Genomic DNA, 18,114 nt, shown 5'->3' with positions numbered 1-18,114 from the left:
TAAGACTAAAATCCTTATAAAAATGATAAAAATGCATAAATTTACCAATAAAATATGTAATCTATTTGTAATAAAAAACCCGTCATTTAAGGACGGGTTTTTAGCGGACTATATTAGTTTGATTTAAGTTTTTCTAATTCAACCAGGAACTTATCGTTAAGAACTTTGATATAAGTACCTTTCATACCTAATGAACGAGATTCAATAACTCCTGCACTTTCCAGTTTTCTTAGGGCATTTACGATTACAGAGCGCGTAATGCCTACACGATCAGCGATTTTCGATGCTACAAGAAGCCCTTCGTTGCCGTTAAGCTCTTCAAAGATATGCTCGATCGCTTCCAGCTCACTGTATGAAAGAGAACTGATTGCCATTTGCACAACCGCCTTGCTACGTGCTTCTTCTTCAATTTCTTCCGCTTTTTCACGAAGGATTTCCATACCAACAACAGTAGCACCATATTCAGCAAGAATTAAATCATCATCATGGAACTGTTCCAGCAATCTGGCAAGAATTAATGTGCCCAGACGCTCACCGCCGCCGATGATAGGAACAATTGTAGTCAAACCATTTGCGAAAAGATCTTTGTTTTCAACTGGGAATGCAGTATATTCACTTTCTACATCCAGATTTGATGAAGTTTCCTGGATATTAAATAAATTTTTAGTGTATTCCTCAGGGAATTGACGATCTGCCAGCATTTGCTTCATGCGCTCATTTTCAATTTGCTGATTTACAGCAAATCCAAGCAGTTTACCTCTGCGGCTCACTACGAAGATATTTGCTTCGATTACATCACTTAGTGTTTCTGACATTTCCTTGAAGTTAACCGGTTTTCCGGCAGCTCTTTGAAGCATTGCATTAATTTTTCTTGTTTTTGTTAATAAATCCATTGTATTTCCTCCTATTTGCTACAACCCATAAACATATATTTTGTTAAGATTAATTATCTTATTGCTTATTGAATCATTCTTATAAAAATTAAGATACATTCCTCGTGTACCCTATGACCTGGACCATTAAACAATGGGTCATAGAATAAACTGGCTTAGATCCTTATTGCGGGAAATGGCTCCCAGTTTCTCCTCGACATACTGAGGGGTAATTGTGATTTTTTCCATTGTGATATCCGGTGCTTCAAACGATAAATCCTCCAGCAGTTTTTCCATGATGGTATGAAGACGCCTTGCACCGATATTATCTGTATTTTGGTTAACTTCGAATGCAAATTGAGCAATCCTACGAATAGCATCGTCAGAAAATTCAATTTGTATACCTTCAGTTACCAATAATGCTTCATATTGTTTTATTAATGCATTATCAGGCTCAACGAGTATTTTATAGAAATCTTCAACGGTTAGCTTCGTGAGCTCCACACGGATCGGAAAACGTCCCTGTAATTCAGGAATCAGGTCTGAAGGCTTAGCCATGTGGAATGCCCCGGCAGCAATAAACAATACATGGTCTGTCTTTACAGAACCGTATTTGGTTACTACTGTTGAACCTTCTACCACCGGCAAAATGTCTCTTTGAACCCCTTCCCTTGAAACATCAGCCGAAGAACCGCCGCTGTTTTTGCTGGCTATTTTATCGATTTCATCGATGAAAATAATTCCTGACTGTTCAGCGCGGAATACAGCCTCCTGGCTGACTTCGTCCATATCAATCAGCTTTTGGGCTTCTTCATTTGTTAAGATATTTCTCGCTTCCCGTACAGTCAGTTTTCTTTTTTTCCTTTTCTTTGGCATAAGGCTGCTCAGGGCATCCTGCATATTCATGCCCATTTGCTCCATACCTGAGCCCTGCAGCATGTCAAACATGGAAGGCTGCTGCTCTTCTACTTCTACGGTAATAACTTCATTTTCCAATTCGCCAAGTGCAAGCTTTTCTTTTACAATCTTGCGCTTTTCCTGGAGGTTTAAATCTTCTGTCTGATACGTATCCTGCTGCTGATCATTACCTCCGCCAAATAGCATTTCAAGAGGATTTTTATAATTAGCTGCCTTTTTGGCACCCGGTACGAGCAGTTCCAGTATGCGGCGGTTGGCACTATCTTCTGCTCTTTCCTTTACACTGGCCATCTTTTCTTCTTTAACCAAACGGACGGATGTTTCCACAAGATCCCGGACCATGGATTCAACATCCCTTCCCACATATCCGACTTCCGTGAATTTGGTTGCCTCCACTTTGACAAATGGGGCACCGACCAATTTAGCCATTCTGCGCGCAATTTCAGTTTTTCCGACTCCAGTCGGGCCGATCATCAGTATATTTTTAGGATTTACTTCATCCCGCAATTTTTCTTCAAGCAAGCTGCGGCGATAGCGATTTCTAAGTGCAACAGCGACTGCTTTTTTTGCATCTTTTTGACCGATGATAAACTGATCCAAACGCTCAACAATTTGGCGGGGAGTTAAATTTGTTCCTTTACCCATGCAACAGCACTCCTTTTATTAGAGTTCTTCCACAATGATGTTGTGGTTTGTATATACACATATTTCCGCAGCCATTTCAAGTGAGGCCTTCGCAATTTCTCTTGCTGACAAGTGTTCGCCTGCAAATCTCTTTAAAGATCGTCCAGCTGCAAGAGCATAGTTGCCACCTGATCCAATAGCCAGAATCCCATCATCCGGCTCAATAACTTCACCTGTACCGGAGATAAGCAGCAGACTATCCGTATTCATAACAATAAGCATTGCTTCGAGTTTGCGCAAAACCTTATCGCTTCTCCACTCTTTTGCAAGCTCCACAGCTGCTCTCTCAAGGTTTCCATTATACTCTTCAAGCTTTCCTTCAAACATTTCGAATAAAGTAAATGCATCGGCTACTGAGCCTGCAAATCCAGCCAGCACCTTACCATTAAATAGCTTTCTGACTTTTCTTGCAGTGTGTTTCATCACAACTGCATTTCCAAAGGTAACCTGGCCGTCGCCGGACATTGCACATTCTCCATTATGATGCACAGCAAATATTGTTGTAGCATGAAATTCGGACATGAAAGACTCCTCCTTTGGAGCATATTGCCTTTGATTTTTTCTGCAGACTGTTCGGTAATTACATTCTTCTGCTACGCCCGCGGATGATGGGCCATATAAGTTTTTTTCAAGTATTCATTCGTAACATGTGTATATACCTGGGTTGAAGATAGAAATGCGTGTCCAAGTAATTCCTGAACTGTTCTCATATCAGCCCCATTTGCCATTAAATGCGTCGCAAATGTGTGGCGAAGCATATGGGGATGGATTTTGCCTGATAAGGATGATTTCTCGATAATCTTATCCAGTATAGTCCTGATTCCCCTTGCTGTAAGCGGACCGCCTCGGGCATTCAGAAACAAATTATCCTGCACGTTCCCATTAGAAAGCAATTCTTTACGTCCATGGTTTATGTATGTGTCAAGTGCGTCCTGGGCAAAGCTTCCGAAAGGGACATACCGCTCTTTACTGCCCTTGCCGCGGACAAGAACCGTTGATAAATACATATCCAGGTCTTTTAAGCGGATTTGGCTGCACTCGCTGACGCGGATGCCGGTTGCATACAATAGTTCAAGAAGTGCTTTATTTCTTTGCCCTAGAGGAGTACTTGTTTCACAAGCATCGAAAAGCTGCTTCATTTCCTCCTCATAGAAAAATTCCGGTAGCTTTTTCTGCGCTTTCGGAATGGAAACAAGTGCAAAAGGATTTTCAGCCACTTTCTCTTCTCTGAGCAAAAATTTAAAAAAGCTCCTTAAGCTTGATATTTTCCTGGCAACAGACTTACGGGACATCTTTTTATCGTATAGATCAGTAAGATATATCCTGACATCCTGATACTCGACTTTTGTTAAATCTGCAATGGCTTGTTCAGACATGAACATAAAAAATTCACTAATATCATGCTGGTAATGCTCAATTGTATATTGTGAATAATTTTTCTCAATTTGTAAATATTCAATAAACAACTTTAAAGAAACGTTCACATTTTCAGACATTAAATGTTCACCTCGCAAGGGCTACTAAATAGTATCACAATTAAGCAGCCCAACGCAACATAATTTACAAATTTTTCACAAAGTTCTGAATTGTTCCTAATGCTCTTTCCGCATGTTTTTCATTTCTTTCTTTTTTCCCTCTGATTTTTTCAGGAAGTTCAGGAAATAAACCAAAATTAGCGTTCATAGGCTGGAAACTTTTTGGGTTAGCTGTAGTAATATAACGCGCCATGCTTCCAATCGCAGTCTCATGAGGAAACTCTATAGGATCTTCTCCTTTAACAAGTCTTGCAGCATTGATGCCTGCCACAAGTCCGCTGGCAGCAGATTCGACATACCCTTCAACCCCTGTCATTTGCCCTGCAAAGAATAAATCATCCCGGTTCTTGAACTGATATGTTGCGCGCAGGACTTTTGGAGAGTTGATAAATGTATTCCGGTGCATAACGCCATACCTTACTATTTCAGCATTTTCGAGACCTGGAATCAAGCGGATTACTTCTTTTTGCGGCCCCCATTTCAAATGAGTTTGAAAACCTACAATATTATAAAGTGTTCCGGCAGCATCATCCTGTCGAAGCTGAACAACTGCATATGGCCTTTTTCCTGTTTTCGGATCTTCTAAACCTACCGGCTTCATCGGGCCAAAAAGCATGGTTTTCTTTCCCCTGTTTGCCATCACCTCTATTGGCATACAGCCCTCAAAAAAGATTTCCTTTTCAAATTCCTTTAACGGAACTGTTTCTGCGGAGGTAAGAGCCTCATAAAAACGGTCAAATTCTTCTTCTGTCATAGGGCAATTCAAATATGCCGCTTCTCCCTTATCATAACGTGATTTCAAATAAACTTTATTCATATCAATTGAGTCTTTTTCTAAAATTGGAGCAGCCGCATCATAAAAATATAAATAATCTTCTCCGGACAGCTCTTTTAATTTTCCGGATAGGGCTTCACTTGTCAGCGGTCCAGTAGCGATCACAGTTGGCCCTTCCGGAATATCTGTCACTTCTTCGTTAATTACCGTTACATTCGGATGGTTTTTGACTTGTTCCGTTACACGAGCGGCAAAATCATGGCGGTCAACTGCCAATGCTCCCCCGGCAGGAACGGCACTGCTGTCAGCTGAATGGATGATAACAGAATTCAGCTTCCGCATTTCTTCTTTTAATACCCCGACTGCATTTGTTAAAGTATTTGCACGCAGAGAGTTGCTGCAGACAAGCTCTGCAAATTTATCTGTGTGATGGGCAGGAGTCTGCCTTACTGGCCTCATTTCATAGAGGTTTACTTTTATTCCCCTGTTGGCCAGCTGCCACGCAGCCTCACTGCCTGCTAAACCCGCTCCTATTACATTTACTACTGTATCTCTCATAAAATGAACCTCCATATATACTTATGATGACAATGTCATGATTAATTTATATTTTTAAAAACAGTCTCTCTTACTTTACCCTGTTCTTATTCATTTTGCCATTTTACTATACGATTTAAAAATAAAAAAGTTTCGTGAACGATTTGCAGCTGCTATACTTTGGGATAAACGAAAGAAAGAAACCGGGCTGGAAGTATTCTGGATGCACATCCCTCAATAGAAAAGAGTGAGCATTTAAGCCCACCCTTAACTTTGCTTTTCTTCCTTATAGTCGCATTCAACACACTGAACCTGGACACCTTTTTTGAGTTTTTTCTCAACTAGAAGGTTATCACATTTTGGACAGCTTCTTGGCAGGGGCTTATCCCATGAAATAAAGTCACATTCAGGGAATCTGTCACAGCCATAGAAGATCCGGCGTTTTTTGCTTTTTCTTTCTATTATATTTCCTTCTTTGCACTTCGGACACTTCACACCTATATCCTTTACAATCGGTTTGGTATTGCGGCAGTCAGGGAAATTGCTGCATGCCATGAATTTTCCATAGCGCCCCATCTTGAACACCATTGGATTTCCGCATTGCTCACAATCTTCACCTGCAGGTTCATCCTTAATTTCGACTTCCTGCATTTCTTTTTCCGCTATTTCAAGATGCTTTTCAAAATCTTTATAGAATTCATCAATGATCTGCACCCAGTTGACTTTGCCTTCTTCAACATAGTCCAGGTCTTTTTCCATCTTTGCAGTAAACTCGATATCAAGGATTTCAGGGAAGAATTCCATGATTAGCTCAAGAACAATTTCCCCCAGTTCAGTCGGAACGAAACGTTTATTGTCCAGAGCAACATAACCCCGTTTTTGAATTGTATCAAGAGTCGGAGCAAAAGTGGATGGCCGCCCAATCCCCTGTTCTTCAAGTGTTTTTACGAGTCTTGCCTCAGTATACCTTGGAGGAGGCTGTGTGAAGTGCTGTTTGGGTTCGATGTCTTTTTTAAGGACTTCATCCCCTTCCTTCAGGTCTGGGAGCATATTATCTTTTTCCTCTGACTGATCATCTGTGCCTTCAACATAGACCTTCATAAATCCAGGGAACTTCACTTTTGACCCTGTTGCACGGAAAATCACTTCTCCATTCTTTAAATCCACACTCATTGTATCCATAACGGCTGGTGCCATCTGGCTTGCAACAAATCGTTCCCAAATGAGCCTGTATAATCGAAGCTGATCACGCGACAAGTATTCTTTTAAACTTGCAGGCGACCTTAATGTGCTCGTCGGGCGGATGGCCTCATGAGCATCCTGGGCATTGCTGTTTTTCTTTTCTTTTTTCTTTTCACCCTGCAGGAATTCTTTCCCGTAAGAGTTTTGAATATAATCTGCAGCTTCATTTTGCGCAATTTCAGATATGCGTGTTGAATCAGTTCTCATATAAGTAATTAAACCGACAGTTCCTTCTTTGCCTAGATCAATTCCCTCATAAAGCTGCTGTGCAAGCATCATGGTTTTCTTGGCACGGAAATTTAATTTCCTTGCAGCTTCCTGCTGAAGTGAGGACGTAGTAAAAGGGGCGGCAGGATTCCGTTTTCTTTCCTTCTTGGTAACCGATACCACCTTGAATTTATTGCCCTTCATTTTACTTAATATATTTTGAACATCGCTTTCAGACTTCAATTCCACTTTTTCATTCTCCAACCCGTAAAAAGCTGCATCGAAGGCTGTTTTTCCTTTTAGGAACTCTCCGTCAATGGACCAGTACTCTTCTGGTATAAAGTCCTTAATTTCCTTTTCGCGGTCGATAATCAAACGGACTGCAACAGACTGTACTCTGCCCGCACTTAATCCTTTTTTCACTTTCTTCCATAATAACGGGCTGATATTATAACCGACTAACCGGTCCAGCATCCGTCTTGCCTGCTGGGCATCAACAAGATCCATGTTGATTGGCCTTGGATGCTTAAAAGATTCTTTAATGGCGTCTTTCGTAATTTCATTAAAAACAACACGGCAGTCCGATGTAATATCCATGTCCAGGCTATGTGCCAAATGCCAGGCAATCGCTTCCCCTTCTCTGTCGGGGTCAGCCGCGAGATAAATTTTCTTGGCTTTTTTGGCCGCTGACTTAAGTTCCTTTAAAACAGGGCCCTTCCCACGAATAGTTATGTATTTTGGTTCAAAATTATTTTCCACATCTATGCCCATTTGGCTTTTAGGAAGATCCCTGACATGTCCCATGGAAGCTCTAACTTTATATTTTTTTCCTAAATAACGCTCAATCGTTTTTGCCTTTGCAGGTGACTCAACGATTACAAGAAACTCTGACATCAATAGTCCTCCTTGAGAGGGATTTTTAAACATTCAGGCAAAATCAATCTTGAAAGGCGGTATTTGTTACCCGGTTAAACCTGCCTGCTTTCATTTATCATTAACCTATAAAACAGCCTCAGGTTGGATATTTATATCCTGAGGAGCGGTTTAAGTGTCTTTTAGCATATTTGAATTAATATGAATTATTCTTCGTCAGCTTGCTGTTATCATCAGCTTTACTGCTTGCGTATTGAAATATTCATTATTATTCTACATTCTATTCAAGTTTGTCAAACTTAAGCGGAATATTTCCGCAAACGTTTCCAAGAAAAAATTCTAAAATGAATAAAGAAGCAGTCTTTTTCTTTCCATAATACCTGTTGCAAAATGTATAACAGTTTTAATAGAATTTCAACCTTTTTGTAAAAAATCCTCTAAATTAACACATTTAATATGAGCTGATGTAAGAAAAGGAGCACTTAATTAATAACAAGGCTCCTATTTCATTGACTGATCAGTAAAGGAATTCTTCTAAAATATCTTCAGCTGATTTTACCAGTTTGGCTCCTTGCTGAATTAATTCATTGGTTCCCCCTGAAAACGGGCTAAATATATTTCCGGGGACTGCAAAGACATCTCTTCCTTCTTGAACCGCATAATTAGCTGTGATAAGGGAGCCACTTTTGCTTTTTGCCTGGATTATCAGTGTGCCTCTGCTAATGCCGCTGATGATTCGGTTTCTCATTGGAAACTGCCATCTTGAAGGTCTTGTGTCTGGCGGATATTCAGAAATAACCAGCTGATTTTTCATCATTTCATATGCTAGCTTTTGATTTGCCTGGGGATAAATATGGAACAATCCGCCAGCTATGACACCAATTGTTTTCCCTTTATTTTTGATTGCTTCCTTATGCGCAATGGCATCAATGCCAGCCGCCAGCCCGCTTACAATAATAATCCCTTTTTCAATAAGCTTGGGAAACATGTATTGAATGGCTTTTTCTCCATACTCTGTTGCCTGTCTGGATCCCACAACGGCCAGGTGAGTTCCGCTATTCAGAAGACCGATATCACCTCTCGCATAAATAACCCATGGCGGCTGGTACGTTTCTTTTAATAGCCTTGGATATTCCTCATCAAAAATAGTAATGGTTCTAATGCCATTTGGTGAGTATTGGCGGATTTGTTTCTGGATTCGATCGGAATGAAGATCTTGGAGTGCATTTGAAAGAGAATCTTGAGTGGTGAATATTTGGGGCATCATTCGGCGCGTTGCATCATTATACATAAATTTTAATTGGGGATCTTTCTTTAAAATGTAAAAAATCATCTTCCAGCTCATTCCTCTGCAATGATGGAGATGGGTGAGCCTCATATTAAATTCTTTCATGGGGAGCCTCCTGAATTTTTTAAAAAGCGGGGTATAGGCGGGGATAACCGGTTTTCACAATGCAGAAATAGTCCCTCAAATAGAGGGACTATTCTTAAGTTATTCAATTAGAATTAATGGGTTTTACACTCATCATAAAGGCCTTTTTCTTTTAAAACCTTTATCAGGGTTTCACCCATTACGGATGGAGTGTCCGCTACTTGAATACCGCATTCATTCATAACACGGATCTTTTCATCAGCTGTTCCTTTGCCTCCTGAAATAATTGCGCCGGCATGGCCCATACGCTTTCCTGGAGGTGCAGTGCGTCCGCCGATGAAGCCTACAACTGGCTTAGTCATATTCGCTTTAACCCACTCTGCAGCTTCTTCTTCAGCTGTTCCGCCGATTTCACCAATCATGATTACAGCATAAGTATCCGGATCTTCATTAAATGCTTTTAATACATCGATGAAGTTTGTTCCGTTAACCGGGTCTCCGCCGATTCCAACAGCAGTAGACTGGCCGATTCCAGCCTGTGAAAGCTGGTGTACCGCTTCATAAGTCAATGTTCCAGAACGGGAAACAACCCCAACATGACCTTTAGTATGGATGTATCCAGGCATAATGCCGATCTTACACTCATCAGGAGTAATAACACCAGGGCAGTTAGGACCTACAAGGCGAGTCTTCTTGCCTTCCATATAGCGCTTAACTTTAACCATATCCAATACAGGAATATGCTCAGTGATACAAATGGCTAGATCCAATTCTGCATCTACCGCTTCAAGAATAGCATCTGCAGCAAATGGAGCTGGAACATAGATAACGGAGGCATTGGCACCTGTCGCCTTAACAGCTTCCTCCACAGTATTAAAGACAGGAACACCTTCTACTTCAGTACCGCCTTTACCCGGAGTTACACCGCCGACAATTTGCGTTCCGTATTCAAGCATTTGCTTTGTATGGAAGAGGGCTGTTGAACCAGTAATCCCTTGAACTATAACTTTAGTATCTTTATTAATAAATACGCTCACGTTAATTCTCCTTTCTGGTCTAAAGAGTGCCATCCTGCGCTTAAAAGGCTTCAGCAAAAATCTTTCAGGCAAAAATGCCATTCGGAATCCGCTAAATTACTTTGGCACTGAACGGTCGCTCAATTTTGATTCTTAGCCTACTAAAGAAACGATTTTTTGTGCGCCGTCAGCCATTGATTCAGCTGCGATGATATCGATATCGGATTCAGCAAGGATCTTCTTGCCCAATTCAACATTCGTACCTTCCAAACGTACAACTAAAGGCACATTCAAGCCTACTTGCTTCGCTGCTTCCACTACACCAGTGGCGATGACGTCGCACTTCATGATTCCGCCAAAGATATTAACAAAAATACCTTTTACGTTTTTATCAGAAAGGATGATTTTGAAAGCTTCAGTAACCTTCTCAGCAGTTGCTCCGCCCCCAACATCAAGGAAGTTGGCCGGGTCTCCGCCATAGTGCTTAACGATATCCATAGTAGCCATCGCCAATCCTGCACCGTTAACCATGCAGCCTATGTTTCCATCAAGGGAAATATAGCTCAGGTCATATTTTGATGCTTCGATTTCCTTTGCATCCTCTTCTTCAAGGTCACGAAGAGCCATGATATCTTTTTGACGGTAAAGAGCATTTGAATCAAAGTTCAGCTTTGCATCAAGAGCCATTACCTTGCCGTCACCAGTCACTACTAATGGATTGATTTCAGCGATGGAGCAATCTTTTTCAATATAAGCTCTGTATAAGCCCATCATGAATTTAACAGCTTGTCCGACAAGCTTTGATGGGATATTGATATTAAAAGCGATTCTGCGCGCCTGGAATGCTGTTAAACCAAGTACAGGATCGATTTCTTCCTTGAAGATTTTTTCAGGCGTCTGTTCAGCCACTTCTTCGATTTCTGTGCCGCCCTCTTCAGAAGCCATTAAAACTACGCGTGATGTTGCGCGGTCCAATACTAGCCCAACATAATATTCCTTCTTAATGTCACAGCCCTCTTCAATCAGTAAACGTTTTACTTCCTTGCCTTCCGGGCCTGTTTGATGTGTAACAAGTGTTTTTCCCAGTATTTCACCTGCATATGTACGAACTTCGTCAAGATTTTTGGCAACTTTTACACCGCCAGCTTTACCGCGTCCTCCGGCGTGGATTTGTGCCTTAACCACACATACCTCAGTGCCAAGTTCTTTAGCAGCTTCAACAGCTTCTTCTACTGTAAATGCCACTTTTCCGTTCGGAACTGCTACCCCGTATTGTCTGAGGACTTCTTTACCTTGATACTCATGTATATTCATTTCCCATCCTCCTATCTAACTCTTCAAAAAAATAGACTGCGCTTTCATTTTATAAAATGACACAACCCTTGTCTACCATTTACTCTAAAATATTATATTTCTTTAAAAATTAAAAATATTAAAAAGTGCAGAAACCCTGTCATAATAGATGTTTTGAACATAATTTATCATAAAAATATTTTTTTAAAATAAAGAAAAACTGACTTTTCGACAGTTTTCTTTTCTATTAGACTCAAGTAAAATCCCGCTCTCATCCCTTCGAAATGATTCACTGAGAAAGAACCATATTGGTTTACCAGAATAGATTATTGTTTATTTTCCCTCTTCCCAGCTTCCTGATCAGCCTTGTAGATGAAAGCAAACACCTCAGCAACAGCCTGATAAAGTTCTTCTGGTATTCCCTCATTGATGTTAAGCTTGCCAAGAAGCTCCACAAGGGCCGGATCTTCCTGAATCGGAATATCATGTTCCTTAGCTTTTGCAAGGATATTCTCAGCAACCAGGCCCTTTCCTTTTGCAGATATTTTTGGAGCACCCTGATTCACAGGATCATAGGTTAATGCTACCGCTTCTTTCCTTTGTCTATCATGATCTTTTTTCATATCCTTATGTCTACTCCGCTGAATTGATTTGATTGCACAATCGATGTCATTGTTTCTCTTGCCAAAAGTGAATCTCCCGCAGACTCCGGCTTTTGGAAGGAAACTGAGGACAGCTTATAATTTAATTTTAAAAGATTTTCTTTTAAGTCAGCGGCAAATAAAGCTGTTAAGGTCTTTATTTCTTTGTGCTCATTAATAACTGAAATATTTATGATTCTGTTTTGGACTTGAAGATCGACAACCGTTTCATTCAGATGTTCCAAATTCAAATAAAATATAACCCGGCAATGGCTGGGATCAATTTTTCCCGCTTCCGTTTTCCGGCCGCTCCACTGCATTGTCAAATCGGAGATCTTCCCCCATAAGGAAACCGGCAGCTGAAAGATATAGTGCTGCAATGGACCGGATTCCTGTGAGAGAGCCTGAAAGCCGGTTAATTTATGCAGTAGCCGTTCGGCTGCATCTTTAGCTGAATGTGAAGTTTCTTCATTTAAGAGGCCCATTAGGAGCGGTTTAAGGGTGTCCAGCTTTTCGGCTGCTCCCTCATCGTGATGTTTTAATAAATTTAGAATGTCATGTTCATGAGAAAGCCCCAATGTTCTGATTATTCTCTTTAATTCACTATGAATATTCCGCTGGTCATATGTAAAATTCAACTCTGTTCGCAGGCTATTTTTCAGTTCTTCCAGCATTGTCTTTTCCTGCAGTGTGAGAGCCGCTGCTGCCGAAGGCTTCTCACCGGCCAGTAATCTCCCCGCCTGAACAGCAGCCTGCTTTAACCCAGGTGCATCTGACAATAATTGGCCCAAATCAGCATTTAATGTGTGAGAAAGAGCTGATTTGAAAAGGGTGTTAAGCAAATTCTTTTCTGCAGGAAAAGAAATCTTTCCATTTCGAATATCATTGAATAAGGTTTCTAATGTTTGAGCTTGTCCACTGCTTTCCGATCTTTGTGAAATAAACCCATTAAGCTTGGCCAAGTTCAATATAAATTCCTGCCTGTTTCCGGATTCATTTGCTTTCAGAAGTTCTGTCAGGACATGACTAATCGGTTTATTTTGGATGCTTCCTTCCGTAAGCTGCTTTAGAGCCGTATCCTCATCCGCTTCACCCGGCATCAGCCCCAATACTTTCAGGAGCTGGAAAGCAGTGTTTGAACTTGCCTGGTTTTTTGTATTCAGCCACTCAGAAAACAATCTGAATATAGCCTGCTGGCCTAGTTTTTCTCTTGAAGTCTTTGTCAGATCCCCAAGGAGCGAATATATTTGCTGCCCTTTGAATGATAAATCAGCACCCTTTAACTCCTCCTGTAATTCTCCCATAAGCGAAGAAAGAGAGTCCCCATGCAAGACTGAGGATAGCGCTGTAAAAATATCCTTTGATAAAGGAAGCTGCCTAATAATCAGCTCTTTTACTGTCCTCAGGCCATCTTCAGCAGATTGGCTTTCCTTGATCCATTCAGATGCCATTTTTAATGTTTCACCTGTTATTGGAAGCTGTTCTTTAAGAAAAAATTGAATAAGCATTTTATTTTCTCTGGATAACTGCATTCCCAGCTGGCTTAGAAGGCTTTCAGCCGGAGCTGCCGCACCTGGTCTGTTTGCTGACTCCATTACCTTTAAGCGCAGCATTCCCTCACCTGGCTCAACTTTAAACCAATATCTGCTGTTGGCTGACAAAGGGGTTTCAAGCTGCGCAATCGCTTTATGAGACCCGATTTGCACCTCTGCCGTCTGGTTCGGAAATAGCTTTACTATTTTTCCGCTGACAATTTGCCCAGGTCTAAATGCAGCTGTTTTTACTGCATTGTTCTGGTCATTCCTTATGATTCTTTGGATAATATCAGACGGCTTCATGCCTTCACCTTCTATTCTATTTCACTAATAAGATCTTTTATTGGCGCAAAGCTCTTTCGATGATAAGGAGAAATTCCATGAAGTGTGATGGCTTCAAGATGCTCCTTCGTCCCATAGCCCATATTTTTCTCGAATCCATACTGGGGAAACTCTGTACCTATTTCAGCCATCATTCTGTCTCTCGTGACTTTAGCTATGATTGAGGCTGCAGCAATCGATATGCTTTTGCCATCTCCCTTAATGATTGCTTCCATTGGGTATGGAGTTAAAAGTTTGACGGCATCTACAAGCAGGAAGTCTGGTTTTGGGTTCAGCCCTTCAATTGCTGATAACATTGCCTTTTTTGTCGCTTCAAATATATTGATGCGGTCGATTTCTTCAGGCTCAATGATTCCAACGCTGAATGCCTCAGCCTTAGCCTTAATTATCTCAAAAAATTCTCCTCTTTTGTTCTCAGGCACCTTTTTTGAATCATCTAAACCCGGCAGGCAGAAGTCTTCAGGCAAAATAACTGCTGCAGCTACCACTGGCCCTGCAAGAGGCCCCCTGCCTACTTCATCTATTCCGGCAATAAACTGAAAACCCTGGCTCCTGTACCGAACTTCATACTGGGTCATTTCTTTATGCTTTTCAATTATCTTCTTTTGCTGCAGCTTTCGGGAATGCCATTTTGCTAAAAGCTGCTGTACGCCTTTTCTGTCATCATGTTTTATAGAGTGAAGGAAAGGGTCATCCTCTACCTTAATTGTTTTGATCTTTTCTTCTATTTGGCGAATGGTTAACTTTGCCATGGCCATCTCCTTTTCAATTTAATGTATGTATCGGCATTTTTTCAAAAAAATAAAGGCCTCCTGTGGACAGAAGGTCTTCATCTAAATTATTCAGCTTCACTCCGAACTGCCATCTCTTCAGGCAGTTCCAAAGTGATTGGCCCCAATTTTTCAGAACGGAATTCTCTGATTACCAGCTCTGTTACCTTATCATAATCAATTTCGCCGCCGCCCATCAGACAGCCGCGCAGCCTGCCAATTTTATCAAACACTTCAACAATATCTTCCGGGATTTCATCAAGCTGATATCGCCCATTCAGGCGATCTGGATATTTATCGCCGAGAAAGCGCAGGGCATATACTGCAACATCCTGAAGATTTAATATAGTATCTTTTATTGCTCCAGTCAGAGCAAGCTTAAGACCTACTTCCTGATCTTCAAATTTTGGCCATAGGATCCCAGGGGTATCGAGAAGCTCCAGCTCTTTCCCTACCTTTATCCATTGCTGGGCTTTCGTAACGCCGGGAGTATTTCCTGTCCTGGCTATATTCTTTTTGGCCAGGCGATTGATAAGGGTGGACTTTCCAGCGTTTGGAATACCTACAATCATGGCCCGGATTGCTCTAGGCTTGACACCCTTCGCTTTCATACGATCGAACTTTTCCTGCAAAATCCCCTGAGACGCGGAGACGATTTCCTTCATGCCTTGTCCCGCCTGTGAGTTTATCGCAAGAGCCCTTATGCCCTTATCTTCAAAATGTTTGATCCACTTTTTTGTCGCTTCTTTATCAGCCATGTCAGCTTTATTCAATAAAACAAGCCGGGGTTTGTGCTGAATAATTTCATCGATCATCGGATTTCGTGATGAATAAGGGATCCTTGCATCAACGAGCTCAAAGATGATATCGACCAGTTTTAATTTTTCTGTAACCTGCCTGCGGGCTTTTGCCATATGACCGGGAAACCACTGGATCGTCAAAGCTGGCACCTCCATCCGATATGTATTTATAAAACAAAGAATCATCAATCAACGATGCGAATGTCCTCTATAGGCCAGTATATTACTCCGGCATCGCCCAGTACTTCTTCCATTGCAACAGGGCCAATGTGACGGCTGTCCTTGCTGAAGCGGCGGTTGTCACCCATTACAAATAAGTGGCCTTCTGGCACTGTTTCCTGTCCTATCTTTTCTTTTAAAGTAAACGGCTCCGTCAGCGGACCATCGATTACCTGCTTCTTATATTCATCCAGGTATGGCTCTTCATAAGCTTTTCCATTAACATAAAGAGTATCATCTTTATATTCAATCTTATCTCCAGGAAGACCTATTACCCTTTTGATGTAATCTTTGTTTTCCGGTGCATGGAAAACAATGATGTCGAAGCGCTCCGGCTCTCCAATCTTATAACTGAACTTATTAACAATCATTCGATCCTGATCATGCAATGTTGGCATCATGGACAAGCCGTCAACCACAATCGGCGCAAATAAAAAATATCTGATGACTGCCGCTAACAGGACTGCGATTACAAGAGCTTTTGTCCATTCCCACAATTCATTTTTCTTTTTTGCCATAGCCTTCCCCACCATTCTTCCGTCAAAAATTATGCTTATATCCCTGCTTGTACCGCAGTAAGTGATTTCTATTGTTTTATTGTACAAAAATTCATCTTAATAAACACGATGGGAATCTTATTTATATATTATTTAACATTTATGTAATATTATTTGCATTCTGCTGTTGCATGAAAGAAAAAGGAGCTTGATTAACAAGCTCCTTCTTTTCTTTATTATCGAATTTCTTTGATACGAGCTTTTTTACCGCGAAGGTTACGCAGGTAGTAAAGTTTCGCACGGCGGACTTTACCGCGGCGGATAACTTCAAGCTTCGCAATCTTAGGTGTGTGTACAGGGAATGTACGCTCAACGCCTACACCGTAAGAAATCTTACGAACTGTGAAAGTTTCGCTGATTCCACCACCACGACGCTTAATCACAACACCTTCGTATACCTGTACACGCTCACGAGTTCCCTCAACAATACTTACGTGTACACGTACAGTATCACCAGGACGGAAAGACGGAAGGTCTGTACGAAGCTGTTCTTTTGTGATTTCTTCAATTAATTTTTGCATCGTTTTCAACTCCTCTCAGCAGACGCTCTTGCACAACCTATATGTTTGCAGCGGAACATCTTTATCAGACGTAAACTGAACAAGTTCAGCCTAAGTCACAAAAAGTATCATACCATACTTGGACGGCAACTTCAATGTTATTTATCTTCTTTTTTTATTTCTTCTAGCCATTTTTGCTGTTCTTTTGTTAATTCTGCATCCTCAAGAAGATCAGGACGCCTTACATACGTCCTTCTCAAGGATTCTTTGGCTCGCCACTCTTCGACAAGGCGATGATTACCTGACATAAGGACATCCGGCACTTTAATTCCCCTGAAATCCGCCGGACGGGTATAATGAGGGTGTTCAAGAAAACCTGTGCTGAAAGAGTCTTTCATGTGTGATTCTTCGTTGCCTAACACACCAGGAAGCAATCGGACAACACTATCGATTACGACCATGGCTCCGAGCTCTCCTCCAGTCAACACAAAATCTCCAATTGAAATTTCATCGGTTACAACATGTTCCCGAATTCTTTCATCATACCCCTCGTAATGGCCGCAAACAAAAATCAGGTGATCCATTTCTGCAAGCTCTTCAGCTTTCTTCTGTGTAAAGCGTTCTCCTTGAGGACACAGAAGAATAACCCTCGGAGATGCCCCGCTTTTACTGCGAAGATCATCTACAGCATCAAATATGGGCTGCGGTTTTAAAACCATTCCCGCCCCTCCGCCATATGGATAATCATCTACGGTTTTGTGCTTATTATCGGCATATTCCCTAAAGTTGACCACATTATATTTCACTGCTTCATTTTCAGCCGCTTTTTTTAAAATGGAATGCCCAAAAACTCCTTCAAACATTTCAGGAAACAACGTGAGCACATCAATATTCATCATGAAAGCAATCCTTCTATCGCATTAATTTTCACAAGTTTGTCTTCCACATTAACTTCCTTAACAACATCTTCAATATACGGGATCAGGATTTCCTTCCCGCCTTTTGCTTTGATTACCCATACATCATTTGCTCCAGGAGAAAGAATTTCCTTGATTTTACCTACTTCCGCTCCATCAAGTGTTTCAACAGTACACCCTATGATTTCATGGTAGTAAAATTCATCTTCTTCAAGATCGCCTAACTGATCTTCTGAAATTTTCAGGATGCCGCCCTTCATTTTTTCAATTGCATTAATATTTTCGTATCCTTCAAAGGTAAGCAGATCGAATGATTTATGGCTACGGTGAGTTTTCACTGTCAGCTCAATTGGATCACCTTTTGCGTCAGGCATGAACAAATAAAGTTTATTTCCCGGCTTATACCTTTCTTCTGCAAAGTCTGTTTTGGAAATGACTCTCGCTTCCCCTTTAATGCCATGAGTGTTCACGATTTTTCCTACGTTGAACCATTTCTGCATGTACTATCA

The 18,114-nt window shown here is 41.2% G+C and carries 17 protein-coding genes; all 17 read right to left on the bottom strand.

What is annotated here, in order from left to right; genetic code table 11:
* Positions 1-113: 113 nt before the first annotated feature.
* The gene (codY, locus tag IRB79_RS10600) at positions 114-893 is read right to left on the bottom strand and encodes a GTP-sensing pleiotropic transcriptional regulator CodY (protein WP_243508403.1); all 780 of its coding nucleotides are present in this window, start codon (positions 891-893) and stop codon (positions 114-116) included.
* A gap of 138 nt (positions 894-1,031) precedes the next feature.
* Positions 1,032-2,435: an ATP-dependent protease ATPase subunit HslU gene (gene hslU / locus IRB79_RS10595; protein WP_243508402.1), complete on the bottom strand. Its 1,404-nt coding sequence runs from the start codon at positions 2,433-2,435 to the stop codon at positions 1,032-1,034.
* An 18-nt stretch (positions 2,436-2,453) separates the two neighbouring features.
* Positions 2,454-2,996, bottom strand: a complete 543-nt coding sequence (gene hslV, locus IRB79_RS10590; RefSeq protein ID WP_009330767.1) for an ATP-dependent protease subunit HslV — start codon at positions 2,994-2,996, stop codon at positions 2,454-2,456.
* Between the two features lie 71 nt (positions 2,997-3,067).
* Positions 3,068-3,970, bottom strand: coding sequence for a tyrosine recombinase XerC (gene xerC / locus IRB79_RS10585; RefSeq protein WP_243508401.1), 903 nt, complete (start codon positions 3,968-3,970; stop codon positions 3,068-3,070).
* Positions 3,971-4,034: 64 nt separating this feature from the next.
* The gene (gene trmFO, locus IRB79_RS10580; protein WP_243508400.1) at positions 4,035-5,342 is read right to left on the bottom strand and encodes an FADH(2)-oxidizing methylenetetrahydrofolate--tRNA-(uracil(54)-C(5))-methyltransferase TrmFO; all 1,308 of its coding nucleotides are present in this window, start codon (positions 5,340-5,342) and stop codon (positions 4,035-4,037) included.
* Positions 5,343-5,588: 246 nt separating this feature from the next.
* Complete coding sequence (gene topA, locus IRB79_RS10575; protein ID WP_243508399.1) at positions 5,589-7,664, bottom strand: type I DNA topoisomerase; 2,076 nt, start codon at positions 7,662-7,664, stop codon at positions 5,589-5,591.
* A gap of 496 nt (positions 7,665-8,160) precedes the next feature.
* On the bottom strand, positions 8,161-9,036 hold the full coding sequence (gene dprA / locus IRB79_RS10570; RefSeq protein WP_243508398.1) for a DNA-processing protein DprA: 876 nt from the start codon (positions 9,034-9,036) through the stop codon (positions 8,161-8,163).
* A 113-nt stretch (positions 9,037-9,149) separates the two neighbouring features.
* Entirely contained in the window at positions 9,150-10,052 is a 903-nt protein-coding gene (gene sucD, locus IRB79_RS10565) for a succinate--CoA ligase subunit alpha (protein WP_243508397.1), read from the bottom strand.
* A gap of 132 nt (positions 10,053-10,184) precedes the next feature.
* Positions 10,185-11,345 carry an ADP-forming succinate--CoA ligase subunit beta gene (sucC, locus tag IRB79_RS10560; RefSeq protein WP_243508396.1) on the bottom strand — a complete coding sequence of 387 codons (1,161 nt, stop codon included), beginning with the start codon at positions 11,343-11,345 and terminating at the stop codon, positions 10,185-10,187.
* 305 nt (positions 11,346-11,650) lie between these two features.
* The gene (locus tag IRB79_RS10555) at positions 11,651-11,947 is read right to left on the bottom strand and encodes an EscU/YscU/HrcU family type III secretion system export apparatus switch protein (protein ID WP_243508395.1); all 297 of its coding nucleotides are present in this window, start codon (positions 11,945-11,947) and stop codon (positions 11,651-11,653) included.
* On the bottom strand, positions 11,944-13,803 hold the full coding sequence (locus IRB79_RS10550) for a hypothetical protein (protein WP_243508394.1): 1,860 nt from the start codon (positions 13,801-13,803) through the stop codon (positions 11,944-11,946). The genes IRB79_RS10555 and IRB79_RS10550 overlap by 4 nt, the downstream gene beginning before the upstream one ends.
* A gap of 11 nt (positions 13,804-13,814) precedes the next feature.
* Complete coding sequence (locus tag IRB79_RS10545; protein WP_243508393.1) at positions 13,815-14,594, bottom strand: ribonuclease HII; 780 nt, start codon at positions 14,592-14,594, stop codon at positions 13,815-13,817.
* A gap of 86 nt (positions 14,595-14,680) precedes the next feature.
* A complete protein-coding gene (gene ylqF, locus IRB79_RS10540) occupies positions 14,681-15,553 on the bottom strand; it encodes a ribosome biogenesis GTPase YlqF (RefSeq protein WP_243508392.1) in 873 nt (290 codons plus the stop codon).
* Positions 15,554-15,597: 44 nt separating this feature from the next.
* Positions 15,598-16,149, bottom strand: coding sequence for a signal peptidase I (gene lepB / locus IRB79_RS10535; protein ID WP_035328928.1), 552 nt, complete (start codon positions 16,147-16,149; stop codon positions 15,598-15,600).
* A gap of 215 nt (positions 16,150-16,364) precedes the next feature.
* Positions 16,365-16,709, bottom strand: a complete 345-nt coding sequence (gene rplS, locus IRB79_RS10530) for a 50S ribosomal protein L19 (RefSeq protein ID WP_009330779.1) — start codon at positions 16,707-16,709, stop codon at positions 16,365-16,367.
* Between the two features lie 137 nt (positions 16,710-16,846).
* Positions 16,847-17,584, bottom strand: a complete 738-nt coding sequence (trmD, locus tag IRB79_RS10525; protein ID WP_243509344.1) for a tRNA (guanosine(37)-N1)-methyltransferase TrmD — start codon at positions 17,582-17,584, stop codon at positions 16,847-16,849.
* Positions 17,584-18,105 carry a ribosome maturation factor RimM gene (gene rimM, locus IRB79_RS10520; RefSeq protein WP_243508391.1) on the bottom strand — a complete coding sequence of 174 codons (522 nt, stop codon included), beginning with the start codon at positions 18,103-18,105 and terminating at the stop codon, positions 17,584-17,586. The genes trmD and rimM overlap by 1 nt, the downstream gene beginning before the upstream one ends.
* Positions 18,106-18,114 lie beyond the last annotated feature (9 nt).

The organism is Cytobacillus oceanisediminis (assembly GCF_022811925.1).
In the GTDB taxonomy this organism is placed as follows: Bacteria; Bacillota; Bacilli; order Bacillales; family Cytobacillaceae; genus Cytobacillus; species Cytobacillus oceanisediminis_D.
The sequence above is the reverse complement of the archived record's forward strand: the minus strand, read 5'-3'. Positions and strand labels throughout refer to the sequence as shown.

Coding starts and splice junctions, on each gene's coding strand:
- xerC (WP_243508401.1), bottom strand. CDS start 3,970: ATGTCTGAAAATGTGAACGTTTCTTTAAAGTTGTTTATTGAATATTTA.
- IRB79_RS10550 (WP_243508394.1), bottom strand. CDS start 13,803: ATGAAGCCGTCTGATATTATCCAAAGAATCATAAGGAATGACCAGAAC.
- topA (WP_243508399.1), bottom strand. CDS start 7,664: ATGTCAGAGTTTCTTGTAATCGTTGAGTCACCTGCAAAGGCAAAAACG.
- lepB (WP_035328928.1), bottom strand. CDS start 16,149: ATGGCAAAAAAGAAAAATGAATTGTGGGAATGGACAAAAGCTCTTGTA.
- codY (WP_243508403.1), bottom strand. CDS start 893: ATGGATTTATTAACAAAAACAAGAAAAATTAATGCAATGCTTCAAAGA.
- hslV (WP_009330767.1), bottom strand. CDS start 2,996: ATGTCCGAATTTCATGCTACAACAATATTTGCTGTGCATCATAATGGA.
- hslU (WP_243508402.1), bottom strand. CDS start 2,435: ATGGGTAAAGGAACAAATTTAACTCCCCGCCAAATTGTTGAGCGTTTG.
- sucC (WP_243508396.1), bottom strand. CDS start 11,345: ATGAATATACATGAGTATCAAGGTAAAGAAGTCCTCAGACAATACGGG.
- IRB79_RS10545 (WP_243508393.1), bottom strand. CDS start 14,594: ATGGCAAAGTTAACCATTCGCCAAATAGAAGAAAAGATCAAAACAATT.
- IRB79_RS10555 (WP_243508395.1), bottom strand. CDS start 11,947: ATGAAAAAAGATCATGATAGACAAAGGAAAGAAGCGGTAGCATTAACC.
- rplS (WP_009330779.1), bottom strand. CDS start 16,709: ATGCAAAAATTAATTGAAGAAATCACAAAAGAACAGCTTCGTACAGAC.
- dprA (WP_243508398.1), bottom strand. CDS start 9,036: ATGAAAGAATTTAATATGAGGCTCACCCATCTCCATCATTGCAGAGGA.
- trmFO (WP_243508400.1), bottom strand. CDS start 5,342: ATGAGAGATACAGTAGTAAATGTAATAGGAGCGGGTTTAGCAGGCAGT.
- rimM (WP_243508391.1), bottom strand. CDS start 18,105: ATGCAGAAATGGTTCAACGTAGGAAAAATCGTGAACACTCATGGCATT.
- trmD (WP_243509344.1), bottom strand. CDS start 17,584: ATGAATATTGATGTGCTCACGTTGTTTCCTGAAATGTTTGAAGGAGTT.